This window comes from Anaerobacillus sp. 63XJN7_5_ISO-PGPR-S23-430 (assembly GCF_056173695.1).
In genome coordinates this window covers 2,860,376-2,875,774 of record NZ_CM149686.1, presented here as the reverse complement: position 1 = coordinate 2,875,774, position 15,399 = coordinate 2,860,376, and the positions used below count along the sequence as shown (strand labels likewise).

Genomic DNA, 15,399 nt, shown 5'->3' with positions numbered 1-15,399 from the left:
GGGGGTTTAGAGAGGAGTTTTATTCCATGGTAAAAAAAGGCCGGATCGTTGCGTTCTTTTTGATCGTCCTTTTACTTGGCGGATTAATTGGAACAACCGTCATGGGTGTAACAAAAGATATTAAATTAGGCCTTGATCTGCAGGGTGGATTTGAAGTTCTATATGAAGTAGAACCGGCTCAAGAGGGCCAGGAACTTAGTCAGGACCTGTTAAACAGCACAGTAAGCGCTTTGTACAAGCGTATTAACGTATTAGGGGTTTCAGAACCTCGTATTACGATTGAAGGGGAAGATCGCATTCGCGTTCAGCTCGCTGGAGTGAAAGATCAAAACCAGGCGCGTGAACTTCTTTCCACTCAGGCTGAGCTCACCTTCCGAACCACGGATGATGAAGAGAAAATGAGCGGAGCTGATCTTAAAGAAGGCGCCGCGAAGGTTGTATTTGATAACAACCAACCCGTTGTTCAGGTAACGCTTAAGGATCCCGAAAAATTTGCAAATATAACTCGAGACCTCAGTCAATTGCCTCAGCCGGATAATCGACTAGTGATCTGGCTTGATTATGAAGAAGGCGATTCTTATAAAGAGGAAGTTACAAAGCCAGCTGATGAACAGAAATTTATTTCCGATCCAGCGGTCAATCAAGTGCTTTCTCAAAATACTGTAGTCATTTCAGGACCACCATTTCAGCTTGAAGAAGCTGAAAATCTAAAAGAGCTTTTAAACGCAGGTTCTTTACCGGTTCAGCTAGATGAAATTTATTCAACTTCAGTTGGTGCACAGTTCGGCGAACAGTCTCTTGATAAAACGGTTATAGCAGGATTTATTGGAGTCGGTTTGATTTTCTTATTCATGCTGTTCTATTACCGTTTGCCGGGAGCAATTGCGGTGATTACGTTAACTACGTACATCTATTTGATTCTTGTTGTCTTTAATTGGATGAACGCAGTATTAACTCTCCCTGGTATTGCTGCACTCATCCTCGGCGTAGGGATGGCGGTTGATGCGAATATTATTACGTATGAACGAATTAAGGAAGAGCTTCGTTCAGGTAAATCCGTCATGTCGGCCTTCAAGGCTGGGGGAAGACGTTCGTTTACAACTATTTTTGACGCAAACATCACGACGTTAATTGCAGCAGGAGTTCTATTTGCATATGGAACAAGCTCTGTTAAAGGATTTGCAGTGATGTTAATTACTAGTATCGTCGTTAGCTTTTTGACTGCCGTTTGGGGTTCACGAATTCTTCTCGGCCTATGGGTCAAGAGCAGGGCACTGAATAAAAAGCCCGGACTTTTTGGCGTAAAGGAGAGTGAAATCGATGAGCTCTAAAGTAAGAGACATTAAGTTTGATTTTGTCAAACATCGAAATAAGTTTTTTGCGATTTCACTAGCTTTAATCGTTCTTGGTGGGTTAGCGATTGCTATATTTGGTCTAAATTTAGGAATTGATTTTTCTAGTGGATCACGTGTTGATCTCCAATCTGATAGTAAACTAACAACAGAAGAAGTAAGCGACGAATTCGATGGACTTGGATATAAACCCGAATCAGTAACTCTTGCTGGTGGTGGTGATATTGCCGTTGCTGCATTTAAGGATGAGCTTGACAAAGATGAAGTTGCTGAAATTAAAAATCACTTCACAGAGCTTTATGGTGCTGAACCAAGTATTAGTACGGTCTCACCTGATGTAGCAGTTGATCTTGCTAAGAATGCGTTTATCGCAGTTGCTATTGCTTCGATAGGAATTATCGTATACGTTGCACTAAGGTTTGAATGGTTACAAGGGCTTGCCGCTGTCGTTGCGTTATTCCATGATGCGTTCTTCATAATTGCGGTATTCAGTATCCTGCAGATTGAAGTGAACATTACGTTTATAGCAGCAGTACTAACGATTGTCGGTTATTCCATAAATGATACGATCGTTACCTTTGATCGCATACGTGAAAATATGAAGTTTGAAAAAAAGGTTAAAACATTTGAGGACGTCGCACGTGTTGTGAATAAAAGTCTTGTTCAAACGCTTGCTCGTTCCATTAATACAGTGCTAACGGTTGTCTTTGCTGCTGCTGCTCTTACGGCCTTTGGCGGCGAAGCAATTAGACCATTTGCGATTGCCTTATTGATTGGACTAGTCGCAGGTACGTATTCATCTCTCTTCATTGCCTCGCAGCTTTGGGCAGTATGGAAGGGGAAACAATTGAAGAAGAAAAAGTTCGCCCCTGTTGAAGGTGAAGCATAAGAGAATTCCTTTGAGGGTGCCCGGATGAAGTGAAGCCATGGCTTAGCCATGGCTTTTACGTGTCCAAATGGTGCGGTGTGAGATTTTGAAATAAGGGAAAAGCTATAATGACTTGTTACGTAAGAGGTGAAAAAATGAATAAAGAAGAGCGGTTTCGAAAAGCTGAGATTGCAGCGATCATTGGTATACTAGGAAATATTATCCTAGCAGTACTTAAAGGCGTTATTGGGTCGATCTCCAATAGTCGAGCTCTTATTGCCGACGCCGCACACTCGGCATCAGATGTAGCTGGCTCATTTGCTGTTTTTGTTGGTTTGCGAGCCGCTAAGCTACCACCCGATAAAGATCATCCCTACGGTCATGGTAAAGCAGAGTCAATTGCAGCTATTATTGTAGCTGTGTTGTTGTTATTAGTTGGCGTTGAAATTGGAATAAGTTCAGGGAAGGCGATATTCGAACCTATTGAGGCCCCCGGTACTCTTGCTCTCTATGCAGCTCTCATCTCGATTGTGGTCAAAGAAGCGATGTTTCGATATAAGTATCGGTTGGGTAAAAAGATAAAAAGTGATGCACTGATCGTGAATGCGTATGAACATCGCTCAGATGTCTATTCTTCTATTGCTGTTTTAATAGGGATTGCAGGTGCCATTTTAGGAAGCGAATTTAGCTTGCCATGGCTCATTTATGCCGATCCGATTGCAGGAATTTTCGTTTCTGTTCTGATTGCTAAAATGGCTGTGAAGCTTGGTTTCGAATCCATTCACACAACACTCGATCATGTGCTGCATGAGGAGGATACGACGGAGTATAAAAAAGTGATTACCGGGATGCCAGGGGTTGTGAACCTTGATGAGTTCTATGCTAGAGAGCACGGACACTATGTTATTATTGATATCAAGCTTGGTGTAGACCCGGATATTTCTGTTAAAGAAGGACATGACATCGGTAAGGACGTGAAGAAGCGACTTCTTGAAGAAGATGACGTGCATGATGTGTTAGTCCACATTAATCCTTATGAACCGAAGGAAAAAAAGAGAGAGTAATGGAATAGGTATTGTAGTAGAAGAGGAGGTAGATAAGGATGAAGGGACAATGGGGATTAGTTGTAGCACTTATTTTCGCCTTAATTATAGCGGTGTTTTCAGTCGTGAATGTAGATCCTGTACAGGTGAACTATGTATTTGGAACTTCGGATTGGCCGCTTGTGCTTGTTATATTGGGATCTGTATTGATGGGTGCGATTCTTGTGCTTGGTTTTGGAATGGTTAAGTATTACAGACTGAAAAGAGAGCTGAGAAAGTTACAAAAAGAAAATGAAAGGTTAATAACAGAACCAGTATCAAATGAATCAAAAGCTGTCCATACTCCACTTGATGGTGAGGCAGCAGATGAGGGCACCGGTACTGAAGGGGAATAATGACGAGAAAGCCTTGATTAAGTTCAAGGCTTTTTATAGTGGAGTGAAGAGGGATTGTAAAAGATTCCTCTTCTTGAACTATGGTCAAACCTCCTGAAACTATATATAATGAACAAGTTAAGAGGTGATTCGATGTTAAGGTCTAAAACACGCTGGAAACTGGCTGAAACAGATGAAACAAACATTGATCGGCTCCAGAGTGAACTTGGAATTTCTCGACTTGCTGCTTCGCTTTTAGTTAATCGAGGTATTGAGGGAGAAGAAGAAGCGAAAAGATTTCTATATAAAGAGAATTTAACTTATCACGACCCATATTTAATGGATGGTATGAAGGAATCGGTCGAAAGAATTCAACAGGCGATTGCTTCTGGTGAGCGAATCCTTATTTTTGGTGACTATGATGCCGATGGCGTTAGCAGCACGACTGTACTTGTCTATACGTTGCGCGAGCTTGGCGCTATATTTGATTACTATATTCCTAATCGATTTACAGAGGGATACGGTCCGAACGAAGCTGCTTTTAGGCAGGCAAAAGAAGATGGGTATCAACTAATAGTGACTGTAGATACAGGGATATCCGGTGTACATGAGGCGGAAGTTGCTAAAGAAATCGGTATTGATCTCATTATTACTGATCATCATGAGCCTCCTCCGGTTCTGCCCGATTCCTACGCGACAATAAACCCTAAAAAGCCAGGGTGTGGTTATCCATTCAAAGGTTTAGCAGGAGTAGGGGTTGCATTTAAACTTGCGCAGGCTTTGCTTGGAAGAATTCCAGGGGATTTATTAGAGATCGCCGCAATGGGTACCATAGCTGATCTTGTGCCACTTCAGGATGAGAACCGTCTTTTAGCAAGCGAAGGTATTCGCGCCCTTCAAAATTCAAATAAGCCAGGAATAAAAGCTTTGCTAGATGTATGTGGTCTAAAGGGTCAGGAGCTTAACGAAGAGCATCTTGGTTTTGGGATAGGACCGAGACTAAATGCTGCGGGCCGTCTTGATAGTGCAGACCCAGCAGTTGAACTGCTGACAACAGATGATCCGATTCTTGCTGAACAGCTGGCATCTGATATTGATGCTCTTAATAAGAATCGTCAGGAACTAGTTAATACAATGACGAAAGAAGCGATTGAAGAGGTTGAGTCAAAGTACTTGAGTGATGAAAGCAATCGTGTACTCATCATTGCTAAGGAAGGATGGAATGCGGGGGTCATTGGAATCGTGGCTTCACGACTTGTTGAAAAGTATTATCGCCCAACCATCGTGATGAGTATTGATCGTGAGAAAGGTGTCGCAAAAGGATCTGCACGAAGTATTGAGGCCTTTGATATGTTTGCAAACCTTTCTGAGTGCAGAGACATTCTCCCTCACTTCGGTGGTCATCCAATGGCCGCTGGTATGACCATTGATTTAAGCTACCTAGAAGATTTGCGTTCAAGATTAAACGAACAGGCTTTAGATAAATTAACAGAAGAAGATTTGACACCACTTACAAAAGTAGATCTTCACTGTCGTGTAGAGGATGTTACTCTTGAGACAATTGAAGAAATGAATCTTTTGGCTCCTTTTGGAGTAAGTAATCCGAAACCAGTCGTTATGCTAAAAGACGTTCATCTCTCTCAAATCAGAAGGATTGGGAGTCAGGACAATCACCTCAAGGTAGGTCTTGAGGAAAACGGCGCTACGCTAGATGGCGTAGGGTTTCATTTCGGTTATGCATTTGAAGAAATAGCATCAAGAGCTGCTGTAAGCGTAATTGGCCAACTCTCCGTCAACGAGTGGAATGGACTTCGAAAGCCACAAATCTTTGTGAAAGATATCGCTGTGAATGAATGGCAGCTCTTTGATTATCGTGGCATTCGAGATTTGAAAAAACGACTTGAAATGTTGCCGCTCGATAAGCTTGTTATGGTAGCTTTCCAAAAAAACACCATGACAAAGCTTGGACTTGAGAATTGGAAAGACTACATTATTGTTGATCCAACAGAACAAGAGAAACTAGCAATTGAGAATAAATATGTTATGCTACTCGATCTTCCGGATTTAGAGGAAGACCTTGTCAATCTGTTTCGAAAAGGTGGATTACCAGATCGAACGTATGCGGTATTTGAGCATGAGGAGGATCACTTTTTCTCAACGCTTCCGTCACGTGAGGATTTTAAATGGTTCTATGCTTTCTTAATGAAGAGAGGTAGCTTTAACTTACGCGATGCTGAAAAGCTCGCAAAGCATAAAGGTTGGTCAAAAGAAACAGTTCCGTTTATGTCAGAGGTGTTTTTTGAGCTAGATTTTGTTACAATGGATAATGGACTGATTTCTCTAAATCCACAATCTGTAAAAAGTGAATTAACTTCTTCTAAAACGTATAGGAGTAAGCTTGAAAAAGCAAAGCTCGAAAATGATTTTTGCTATTCCTCCTATCATGCTTTGAAAAGTTGGTTCGATCAATCAGTTAATTGTTTCAATAGCACTGAGGAGGCCATTAAGTAAATGAATTATAAAGATTATATCGCAGTGGTTGAAGACTATCCGAAAGAGGGTATTCGTTTTAAAGACATCACTCCGTTAATGCAAAACGGCGAAGCTTACCGAGGAGTCGTTAATGATATTGCGGATTTTGCGAAAGATAAAGATGTTGATGTTATTGTAGGACCTGAAGCAAGAGGATTTATCGTAGGATGTCCGGTTTCATATATTCTTGGTATCGGTTTTGTACCTGTTCGAAAAGAAGGTAAATTACCACGCGAAGTAGCTAAAGTAGACTATGGTCTTGAATATGGTAAAGACGTCCTTACGATTCATAAGGATGCTATTAAGCCAGGTCAACGAGTATTGATTACGGATGATTTGCTTGCGACTGGTGGTACGATCAATGCAACGATCGAGCTAGTTGAAATGCTTGGTGGAGTTGTTGTAGGACTTGCTTTCATGATTGAGCTTTCCTATCTCGAAGGGCGTAAAAACCTTGACCGCCATGATATCTTTACTCTAATGACATACTAAAGAATGGAGTGTCCGAATAGCCGGACGCTCTTTCTCTTTATGCACCTTAGACACAAAGATTGAGCGTTTACTAATTAGGGAAAACGACATTTTTCTCTTAATCTCTTTACATGCTGACTTTTTTTAACGATAATAGAAGCAATATACCAACAGTAATCAAGGTGATTTGATGACGATAGAAGAAGTGATGGAAAGAGCGGAGAAGTATCTGTCTGAGGACGATCTCTCTTATCTTAATAGAGCATTTGAATACGCGCGAAACGCACATGAAGGCCAGTACCGCAAATCGGGTGAACCCTATATTATTCATCCTATTGAGGTTGCTGGCATTCTTGTGAACCTTGAAGTAGACCCTGTGACAGTGGCTGGGGGCTTTCTTCATGATGTCGTTGAAGACACCGACGTGACGCTTGAACAAATTTCTGATGAATTCAGCCCGGAACTTGCCATGCTCGTTGATGGCGTTACGAAGCTGAAGAAAATCAAGTATAAGTCCAAGCGGGAGCAGCAAGCTGAGAATCACCGGAAGATGATGATCGCTATGGCTCAAGATATTAGGTGCATTCTGATTAAATTGGCTGATAGACTTCATAACATGCGTACGCTTAAGCACATGCCAAAAGAAAAACAAATGCAAAAAGCGAATGAGACGCTAGAAATATTTGCGCCTCTAGCCCATCGTCTAGGTATTTCCACTATTAAGTGGGAGCTTGAGGATACGGCGCTTCGTTATTTAAATCCACAGCAGTATTATCGCATCGTGAATTTAATGCAAAAGAAACGGGCTGAGCGTGAAGGGTTTGTCCATGAAGTTGTGGACGAAATTCAAGAGCGTGTGAAAGAAGTTTCCATTGAAGCTGAAATTTCAGGTCGTCCGAAACATATCTATAGTATCTATCGGAAAATGGCTAAGCAACATAAGCAATTTAACGAAATTTATGATTTGCTCGCGGTACGTATCGTTGTGAATAGCATCAAGGATTGCTACGCCGTTCTTGGCATTATTCACACATGCTGGAAGCCTATGCCTGGTCGTTTCAAAGATTATATTGCTATGCCAAAAGCGAATATGTACCAATCGCTTCATACGACAGTCATTGGACCAAAAGGTGATCCTCTCGAGGTGCAAATTCGAACGTCTGATATGCACAAAGTTGCTGAATACGGGATTGCCGCTCATTGGGCCTACAAAGAAGGCGATGAGAATCAGGTGAATAGCTCATTTGAGAAAAAGCTATCATGGTTTAGGCAAATTCTTGAATGGCAAAATGATGTTTCGAATGCTGAAGAATTTATGGAGTCTCTTAAGATTGATCTATTCAGTGATATGGTTTTTGTCTTCACGCCTAAAGGAGACGTATTTGAATTGCCTACTGGCTCGGTACCTCTTGATTTCGCCTACCGCATTCATACTGAAATTGGGAATCATTGCATTGGCGCAAAAGTGAACGGCAAAATGGTACCACTAGATCATCGGTTGAAAACAGGGGATATCGTTGAAGTTCTAACTTCTAAGCACTCTTATGGTCCAAGTAAAGACTGGTTAAAAATCAGTCAAAGCTCCCACGCTAAGAATAAGATTAAGCAATGGTTTAAGAAAGAAAAGCGTGAAGAAAACGTTGAAAAAGGCCGAGAGCTTGTTGAGAAAGAAATTAAAAACCATGGCTTTGAGTTAAAGGCTGTTTTGACTTCAGATAACATTGCAAATGTATCTAAGAAATTTAACTTTACAAGTGAAGAAGATATGTACGCAGCTGTTGGATATGGTGGAATTACAGCTGCACAAATCGCAACAAGGCTGACAGATAAGGCTCGTAAAGAACGGACGAAAGAGCAGGAAGAAGAGCTAGCAAAATCAATTATTGAAGGTAAGACTCATTCACCTTCTCGGCCGCCAAAGAGAGCAGAGTCGGGTGTGCGAGTGAAAGGGATAGACAACCTGTTAATCCGCCTTTCACGATGCTGTAACCCTGTTCCAGGTGATGATATTGTGGGCTATATCACGAAAGGGAGAGGTGTCTCGATTCACAGGAAAGACTGTCCTAATGTGAATGAAGAGAATGGTCAGGAACGCCTCTTAGAGGTTGAATGGGAAAGTGACTCTCCAAAAAACTATAATGTTGATATCGAAATCAGTGGTTTTGATCGCAGAGGTCTTCTGAATGAGGTTCTTCAGGCTGTAGCAGAAACCAAAACCGACATGACGTCTGTTTCAGGTCGATCAGATAATAACAAGATGGCAACAATTAGTATGACTGTCTCCATTCGGAACACAGCTCATCTTCAAAAAGTGGTTGAGCGCGTTAAACGAATTCCAGATATTTATGCTGTTCGTAGAATTATGCAGTAGTTAAGAAAGGAAGTTCTCCATGAAAGCCGTTATACAACGTTCAAAGCAAGCCTCAGTCACCGTGAATGGAGAAACTACAGGTGAGATCGAACATGGCCTTGTGGTGCTCCTAGGGGTCACGCACGAGGATACAGAAGAGGATGCAGGCTATCTTGCCACTAAAATTGCAAACCTTCGTATATTTGAGGACGAAAATGATCGAATGAACCTGTCAGTGAAAGACAAAGGTGGAGCTATTCTATCTATATCACAATTCACGTTATATGGTGATTGTCGTAAAGGGCGACGTCCAAACTTTATGAAGGCGGCAAAACCTCCTGAAGCCAGCGTACTTTATGATAAGTTTAACGCTTTACTTAGAGAAGAGAGTCTCGAGGTGCAGACAGGTGTTTTTGGTGAGATGATGGACGTACAGCTTACGAATGATGGACCTGTAACTCTTATCATTGAGAGCAAAGAATGACAAAAAACCGCAATTCCTAATTGGAATTGCGGTTTTTTGGTTCATCCATATAGATAGAAAAGCAAGTCAAACTGTTCTTCATCTTAAGCGTTACTACTGTAAAAAAGTAAGGATGCCATTTGAAATTTCAGTAGTCACTTTTGATTGGTAATCCAACCTATTCACTAATTGCTCTTCCCATGGATTTGAGAGAAAGCCAAGTTCAAGAAGGACAGAAGGCTGCTTATTGTTCCTTAGAACATAATAATTTCCATATCGAATACCGCGATCTCTCAAAGTTGTATCATCTCCGATTTTGGCGTGTATCGCTGAAGCTAGGGGCATATCATTCTCACCATAATAATACGTTGTTGCTCCATTTGCAGTTGGATCAACTGTGCTATCGAAATGAATACTTACAAATGCGTCGGCTTTATAACGATCTGATAAAAGAGTTCGTTCAGAAAGAGAGACAAATGTATCATCATCTCTCGTTAAAATAACTTGAACCCCTGCATTCTTTAATTTTTCCGCGATAGTTGTTGTCGTCTTCAATGTAAGGATTTTTTCAAGTGTCGTAATGCCTAGGGCACCACTGTCGTAGCCACCGTGACCAGCATCAAGAACAACTGTTTTTCCAGATTTCAAGACAGGCGAAGTGGATAGTTTAGATGCAGTAGAGACGACCCAGTCAGCAACGTATGCTGAACGACCATCGTCAAGAAGGATACGAAACCATTTGCCTTCTTTTGCAGCTATTTTGTAGCGCGCTTTTGCAGGCGCTTGTTTAATAACTTCATAATTCAACCCCGGCCCACTTCTTAAGTTTGTTGCCTGGTATAGAATTGTAAGAAATTCTGACTCCTCTTGTTTGTCTGTTTCTTGCAAATAGGTACTGTCTACCCAACCAGTCTGTCCATTCTGATAGCGAATGAAGCTCCAGTTTTTTTCTTGACGAACTTCTTCTACAATTGTTCCTGAAGGGAGTTGAGATATGATCCGGTTCTCTGTTCCTGGGAAGTCACGAACGTTTAAGATACGCGCCTTTACTTCTTTTACCTGGCTTGTTTTTTGATCTGGGCTAGCTGTTGTAGAACTTACTAACCAGGACGCTACCCATCCGGTCTGTCCTTTAAATTGAATGGAGGTCCAATCGCCTGCAGTCTCAAGCACATTCCACTCAGAATCTTGAGTGATATTTCCAATAACTTTGTATTCTTTACCAGGGCCAGCACGGACTTGAAGATCAGACACGGTTGATTGTATTGATTTCCTTTCTTTGGAATCATAAGAAATGCTTACTAGTCTACTTGAAACCCAACCTTCTTCCCCAGTATGAAGTTGAATGTTTGTCCAATCGGTCTTACTTTCGAGAACGATGGCTGAATCCCCTTTATGAACCTGTGTGATAACAGATGAAGTAAGAGAGGGTTCGGCGCGAACATTTACAGTTTCCTCAAAATAAGCATTTTTCTCAGCCGAAGCAGAAGTAGAGAAAATAATGGATATGACAAAAAATAAAAATGCAAAAATCATTTTTTTCAAGTGATGACTCCTTTCAATGACGCCTGCTGCTTTCATAGATAATTTCTTTATCGGATAAAAAGATTCCTTCGTTAAGTAGTAAAATGCATTCTTTTTGGTGAAACTAAGAAATAATTGAACTAATAAAAGGGTGGGGTCTTGTGAGATCAACTAATAAAGAAATGATGAGCTATCATATGTCACAGCCGGAATTTGGTATCGACTTTCATGATTTTCTACAAAAAGAACAGTGTTTGTCAAATATGGAACTCGCGGAAGAATTTGGACTGTCATTAAAAAGTGTGAAAATCATGAAACAAAAAATGAAGCGATAATGTTTTGTAAAACCAATCCTAATATACTTGACAAAAAAATCACTGACTCGTATGATAGAAAACAATTCAGTAAATCGATACGAAGCTCCGATGAGGAAGAAAAGTAAAAAAATACCGGGTTGATCAGAGAGGAAATGCCGCTAGGCTGAGAGCATTTCTCGATACCGCTTTTTTGAAAGACACTTCCAAGGATCGTCTCCGAACAGATAACTCAGTAGGGGACGACGTAGACAGGCGTTAACTGTTTTAAGAGGAAAGATTTATCTTTCCATTAGGGTGGCACCGCGGGTAACTCTCGTCCCTGAATTTCGATTCAGGGATGGGAGTTTTTTTGTATCCAAAAAAAGGATTTAGCCCATTAGAATTAGCCGTTAGAAGAGCTTCTTGCTAGTGATTAAAGGAGGATATAAACATGAGTTTTCAAATTCCTAGAGGTACTCAGGATATTGTTCCTGGTACGTCGGAGTTATGGCAATACATTGAAGATAAGGCAAGAGATATTTGCCGCAGATACAATTATCATGAACTTCGAACGCCAATATTTGAGCATACCGAGTTATTTCAACGCGGAGTAGGCGATACAACAGATATCGTTCAAAAAGAAATGTATACATTTGAAGACCGCGGTAATCGTAGTTTAACACTCCGACCTGAAGGAACAGCTTCGGCGGTTCGAGCTTATGTGAATAACAAGATGTACGGTTTACCCGAGCAGCCAGTTAAACTGTATTACATCGGCCCTATGTTCCGCTATGAACGTCCTCAATCTGGGCGGATGAGACAATTTGTTCAGTTCGGAATTGAAGCGTTAGGAAGTAATGACCCTTCGATTGATGCCGAGGTTATTGCGCTTGCGATGAGTTTGTATCAAGAATTGGGACTTAAAAAGCTTAAACTATATTTGAATAGTCTCGGTGATAAAGAAAGTCGTGAGGCACACCGTCAGGCATTAATTAATCATTTTGAGCCAAGAATCGGAGAGTTTTGTAGCGATTGTCAAAATCGCCTGGAGAAAAACCCCTTACGTATTCTTGATTGTAAAAAGGATCGTGACCATGAATTAATGGGAACTGCGCCTTCCATCATCGATTATTTAAATGAGGAATCGACTGTTTACTTTACAAAAGTAAAAGAAGCCTTAGATCAAATGGGAATTGATTATGTTCTTGATGACCGCCTTGTACGCGGATTAGATTATTATAATCACACAGCATTTGAAATCATGAGCGACGCTGACGGCTTTGGAGCTATTACGACGTTGAGCGGTGGTGGTCGCTATAATGGACTTGTTGAAGAGATGGGTGGCCCATCAACACCTGGAATCGGTTTTGCAATGAGCATTGAGCGTCTATTAATGGCATTGGAAGCAGAAGGTGTTGAGCTCCCGATTGAAAAGACAATTGATTGTTATGTTGTCACAATGGGGGAAGAAGCACAAAAGGTTTCTAATGGCCTTGTTCAGAAGCTTAGAAATGCTGGGATTTCCACAGAGCGAGACTACCTTGATAAGAAGATGAAAGGTCAGTTTAAAGCGGCTAATCGACTCAAATCAAAGTACGTAGCTATTCTAGGTGATGAAGAAATTGAAAAGAATGAAATTAACATTAAAGATATGAACTCAGGTGAGCAAGAATCAATAGATTTAACACATGTTGATTCTTATCTGAAAGGGAAATTAAAGGAGGAAGTTGGAGAATGATCGGAAGAAGCCATTCATGCGGGAAAATTCGTGAAAGCGAGATCGGGCAAACAGTAGAATTAAAAGGTTGGGTTCAAAAGCGTCGTGATCTTGGTGGATTAATCTTCATTGATTTTAGAGACCGTTCAGGTATTGTACAGGTTGTATTCAATCCAGACCTTTCAAAAGAAGCGCTTGAACTTGCTGAGAAAGTTAGAAGTGAATACGTACTAGGCATTACTGGTAAAGTAGTATCTCGTGCGGAGGGAACGGTTAATCCGAATCTTCCAACAGGGTCGATTGAGGTACATGCTGAATCACTTGAAATCCTCAATGCTGCGAAGAATCCTCCCATTAGCATTGCGAACGATGTAGAAGTTGGAGAAGATATTCGCTTGAAATATCGCTACCTGGACTTGAGACGTCCGGTGATGCAAGAGACATTCAAGCTCCGTCATCGAACAACTAAAGTCATTCGTGATTTCCTGGATCATAATGAATTTCTTGAAATTGAAACTCCAATGTTAACAAAAAGTACACCTGAGGGCGCTCGTGATTACTTGGTACCAAGCCGTGTGCACGAAGGAGAGTTCTACGCTCTTCCGCAATCTCCGCAGCTCTTTAAACAACTGTTAATGGTTTCAGGATTTGAACGTTATTACCAGGTCGTTCGCTGCTTCCGAGATGAGGATCTTAGAGCGGACCGTCAACCTGAATTTACTCAAGTCGACATTGAAACATCCTTCCTTCCAAAAGAAGATTTAATTGCGATGATGGAAGAAATGATGAGTGCGGTATTGAAGGAAACGAAGGGATTAGAAATTGAAAAGCCATTCCAACGCATGACTCATGCTGAAGCGATGAATCGCTACGGATCAGACAAACCTGATACGCGTTTTGAAATGGAATTTGTGGATGTATCTGATCTTGTAAAAGACTCTGACTTTAAAGTATTCTCTAGTGCTGTTTCTTCTGGTGGAGCTGTTAAAGGTATTAATGCAAAAGGTGCAGCAAGTAAGTACTCACGTAAAGATATCGATGCTTTAACAGAGTATGTGAAAACGTACAAAGCAAAAGGACTTGCATGGTTAAAAGTAGAGGAAGATGGTTTGAAAGGCCCTATTTCTAAATTCTTTGACGAGGCTCTTGCATCTCAACTAAAAGAAGCATTCGATGCAGAAGCGGGTGACCTTCTTCTGTTCGTAGCTGACAGTAAATCTGTTGTATCAGACAGTCTCGGTTCTCTTCGTTCAAAGCTTGGAAAAGACCTCGACCTTATTGACTATTCCAAGTTTAATTTCCTTTGGATCATGGACTTCCCACTGATGAGTTACGATGAAGAAGCTGATCGTTATTTTGCGGAACATCATCCGTTTACAATGCCGTTGAAAGAAGACCTTCATCTTCTTGAAGAAGAGCCAGGAAAAGTTCGTGCAGATGCATATGACCTTGTCCTAAATGGTTATGAGTTAGGTGGAGGTTCCCAACGTATTTTCCAGCGTGATATTCAGGAAAAAATGTTTAAAGCGTTAGGATTTACAAAAGAAGAAGCAGAGGAAGAATTTGGTTTCCTTCTTGAAGCGTTCGAATACGGTACCCCACCACATGGTGGAATTGCATTTGGTCTTGATCGTCTCGTGATGTTGCTTGCAGGAAGAACGAACCTTCGCGACACAATTGCTTTCCCTAAAACAGCTAGCGCAAGCTGCCTGTTAACAGAAGCTCCTTCTCCAGTTAGTGAGGATCAACTAAAGGAGCTGAATCTTGAGCTAGCTAAGAAGCCAGTGGGTGCTGAGAAAGAGTAAAAAATAATAAAAAGGACCTAATACCTGATGATTGAAATCGGTTTGAAGGTCTGCTATAATTCAATTACAAGTTAACGAAGAGTCCTGAAGTGTTCGTTTACTTCCATAATAATTTGAGCCAACACTTTTACAACGGGAGCCTGACTCTTTCCATTCAAAGTACATGCCTCGGTAGCTGAGGACTTACGGAGAATGGGATAAGGCACCCACCTGCCAATGCAGGTTCAACGATTATGGAAAGGACGGCACAGTTGGGGCTCTTCTATTTTTATGACAATTAATAAAGCATCCGTTCATTTTGAACGGATGCTTTTTCTGTTTGAATGGTTTATTAAGTGTTCTAGTTCAAGAGTTCCAATATCTCCGTTTCTAAACGCTCGTCTCCACTTTTTTTGTCCAGCTGCAGTGGGCAGCCACTCGGTCACTTCACCCTCCAAATCGAACACAAAGGGCGTGTTCAATTTGGAGGGCTCCAGTGCTTGTCGAGGCTAAACGCCCACTTCCGCTTTTGGTGTCTAGCTGCAGCGCCCAGCCTCTCGATCGCTTCCGCTTTTCATGATCTAGCTGCAGTGGGCAGACCCTCGGTCACTTCACCTTTTCATCC

At 41.4% G+C, this 15,399-nt stretch carries 10 protein-coding genes, 1 other RNA gene, 1 pseudogene and 1 other annotated feature; of the genes and pseudogenes, 11 read left to right on the top strand and 1 reads right to left on the bottom strand.

Annotated features, from left to right (window positions below; translation table 11 throughout):
* Positions 1-26 precede the first annotated feature (26 nt).
* From secDF to dtd, 7 genes and pseudogenes are all read left to right on the top strand, one after another.
* Positions 27-2,241 (top strand): annotated as a pseudogene (secDF, locus tag AC0VYJ_RS15200) (protein translocase subunit SecDF).
* A 134-nt stretch (positions 2,242-2,375) separates the two neighbouring features.
* On the top strand, positions 2,376-3,284 hold the full coding sequence (locus tag AC0VYJ_RS15195; RefSeq protein WP_475365540.1) for a cation diffusion facilitator family transporter: 909 nt from the start codon (positions 2,376-2,378) through the stop codon (positions 3,282-3,284).
* Positions 3,285-3,322: 38 nt separating this feature from the next.
* Positions 3,323-3,658: a LapA family protein gene (locus tag AC0VYJ_RS15190; protein ID WP_430244078.1), complete on the top strand. Its 336-nt coding sequence runs from the start codon at positions 3,323-3,325 to the stop codon at positions 3,656-3,658.
* 132 nt (positions 3,659-3,790) lie between these two features.
* Positions 3,791-6,148: a single-stranded-DNA-specific exonuclease RecJ gene (recJ, locus tag AC0VYJ_RS15185; RefSeq protein ID WP_194219428.1), complete on the top strand. Its 2,358-nt coding sequence runs from the start codon at positions 3,791-3,793 to the stop codon at positions 6,146-6,148.
* On the top strand, positions 6,149-6,661 hold the full coding sequence (locus AC0VYJ_RS15180; RefSeq protein WP_194219429.1) for an adenine phosphoribosyltransferase: 513 nt from the start codon (positions 6,149-6,151) through the stop codon (positions 6,659-6,661).
* 187 nt (positions 6,662-6,848) lie between these two features.
* The gene (locus AC0VYJ_RS15175; RefSeq protein WP_371018278.1) at positions 6,849-9,011 is read left to right on the top strand and encodes a RelA/SpoT family protein; all 2,163 of its coding nucleotides are present in this window, start codon (positions 6,849-6,851) and stop codon (positions 9,009-9,011) included.
* A gap of 19 nt (positions 9,012-9,030) precedes the next feature.
* Positions 9,031-9,474, top strand: coding sequence for a D-aminoacyl-tRNA deacylase (dtd, locus tag AC0VYJ_RS15170; protein ID WP_194219431.1), 444 nt, complete (start codon positions 9,031-9,033; stop codon positions 9,472-9,474).
* A gap of 93 nt (positions 9,475-9,567) precedes the next feature.
* On the opposite strand, the gene AC0VYJ_RS15165 is transcribed toward dtd, so the two are convergent.
* Positions 9,568-10,989, bottom strand: a complete 1,422-nt coding sequence (locus AC0VYJ_RS15165; protein WP_475367499.1) for an N-acetylmuramoyl-L-alanine amidase — start codon at positions 10,987-10,989, stop codon at positions 9,568-9,570.
* 149 nt (positions 10,990-11,138) lie between these two features.
* Here AC0VYJ_RS15165 and AC0VYJ_RS15160 point away from each other — a divergent pair, with 149 nt between their 5' ends.
* From AC0VYJ_RS15160 to ssrS, 4 genes are all read left to right on the top strand, one after another.
* Positions 11,139-11,312: an RNA polymerase subunit sigma-70 gene (locus AC0VYJ_RS15160; RefSeq protein ID WP_194219659.1), complete on the top strand. Its 174-nt coding sequence runs from the start codon at positions 11,139-11,141 to the stop codon at positions 11,310-11,312.
* An 81-nt stretch (positions 11,313-11,393) separates the two neighbouring features.
* Positions 11,394-11,618 (top strand) — a binding site (T-box leader).
* 106 nt (positions 11,619-11,724) lie between these two features.
* Positions 11,725-13,011: a histidine--tRNA ligase gene (gene hisS, locus AC0VYJ_RS15155; protein ID WP_194219433.1), complete on the top strand. Its 1,287-nt coding sequence runs from the start codon at positions 11,725-11,727 to the stop codon at positions 13,009-13,011.
* Positions 13,008-14,795 carry an aspartate--tRNA ligase gene (gene aspS, locus AC0VYJ_RS15150; RefSeq protein WP_283153941.1) on the top strand — a complete coding sequence of 596 codons (1,788 nt, stop codon included), beginning with the start codon at positions 13,008-13,010 and terminating at the stop codon, positions 14,793-14,795. The genes hisS and aspS overlap by 4 nt, the downstream gene beginning before the upstream one ends.
* Before the next feature lie 78 nt (positions 14,796-14,873).
* Positions 14,874-15,057, top strand: a non-coding RNA gene (gene ssrS / locus AC0VYJ_RS15145) — 6S RNA.
* The last annotated feature ends 342 nt before the right edge of the window (positions 15,058-15,399 follow it).

Excerpts from the sequence above, each read along its gene's own strand:
- AC0VYJ_RS15195 (WP_475365540.1), top strand. The coding sequence starts at position 2,376 with ATGAATAAAGAAGAGCGGTTTCGAAAAGCTGAGATTGCAGCGATCATT.
- AC0VYJ_RS15190 (WP_430244078.1), top strand. The coding sequence starts at position 3,323 with ATGAAGGGACAATGGGGATTAGTTGTAGCACTTATTTTCGCCTTAATT.
- recJ (WP_194219428.1), top strand. The coding sequence starts at position 3,791 with ATGTTAAGGTCTAAAACACGCTGGAAACTGGCTGAAACAGATGAAACA.
- AC0VYJ_RS15180 (WP_194219429.1), top strand. The coding sequence starts at position 6,149 with ATGAATTATAAAGATTATATCGCAGTGGTTGAAGACTATCCGAAAGAG.
- AC0VYJ_RS15175 (WP_371018278.1), top strand. The coding sequence starts at position 6,849 with ATGGAAAGAGCGGAGAAGTATCTGTCTGAGGACGATCTCTCTTATCTT.
- dtd (WP_194219431.1), top strand. The coding sequence starts at position 9,031 with ATGAAAGCCGTTATACAACGTTCAAAGCAAGCCTCAGTCACCGTGAAT.
- AC0VYJ_RS15165 (WP_475367499.1), bottom strand. The coding sequence starts at position 10,989 with ATGATTTTTGCATTTTTATTTTTTGTCATATCCATTATTTTCTCTACT.
- hisS (WP_194219433.1), top strand. The coding sequence starts at position 11,725 with ATGAGTTTTCAAATTCCTAGAGGTACTCAGGATATTGTTCCTGGTACG.
- aspS (WP_283153941.1), top strand. The coding sequence starts at position 13,008 with ATGATCGGAAGAAGCCATTCATGCGGGAAAATTCGTGAAAGCGAGATC.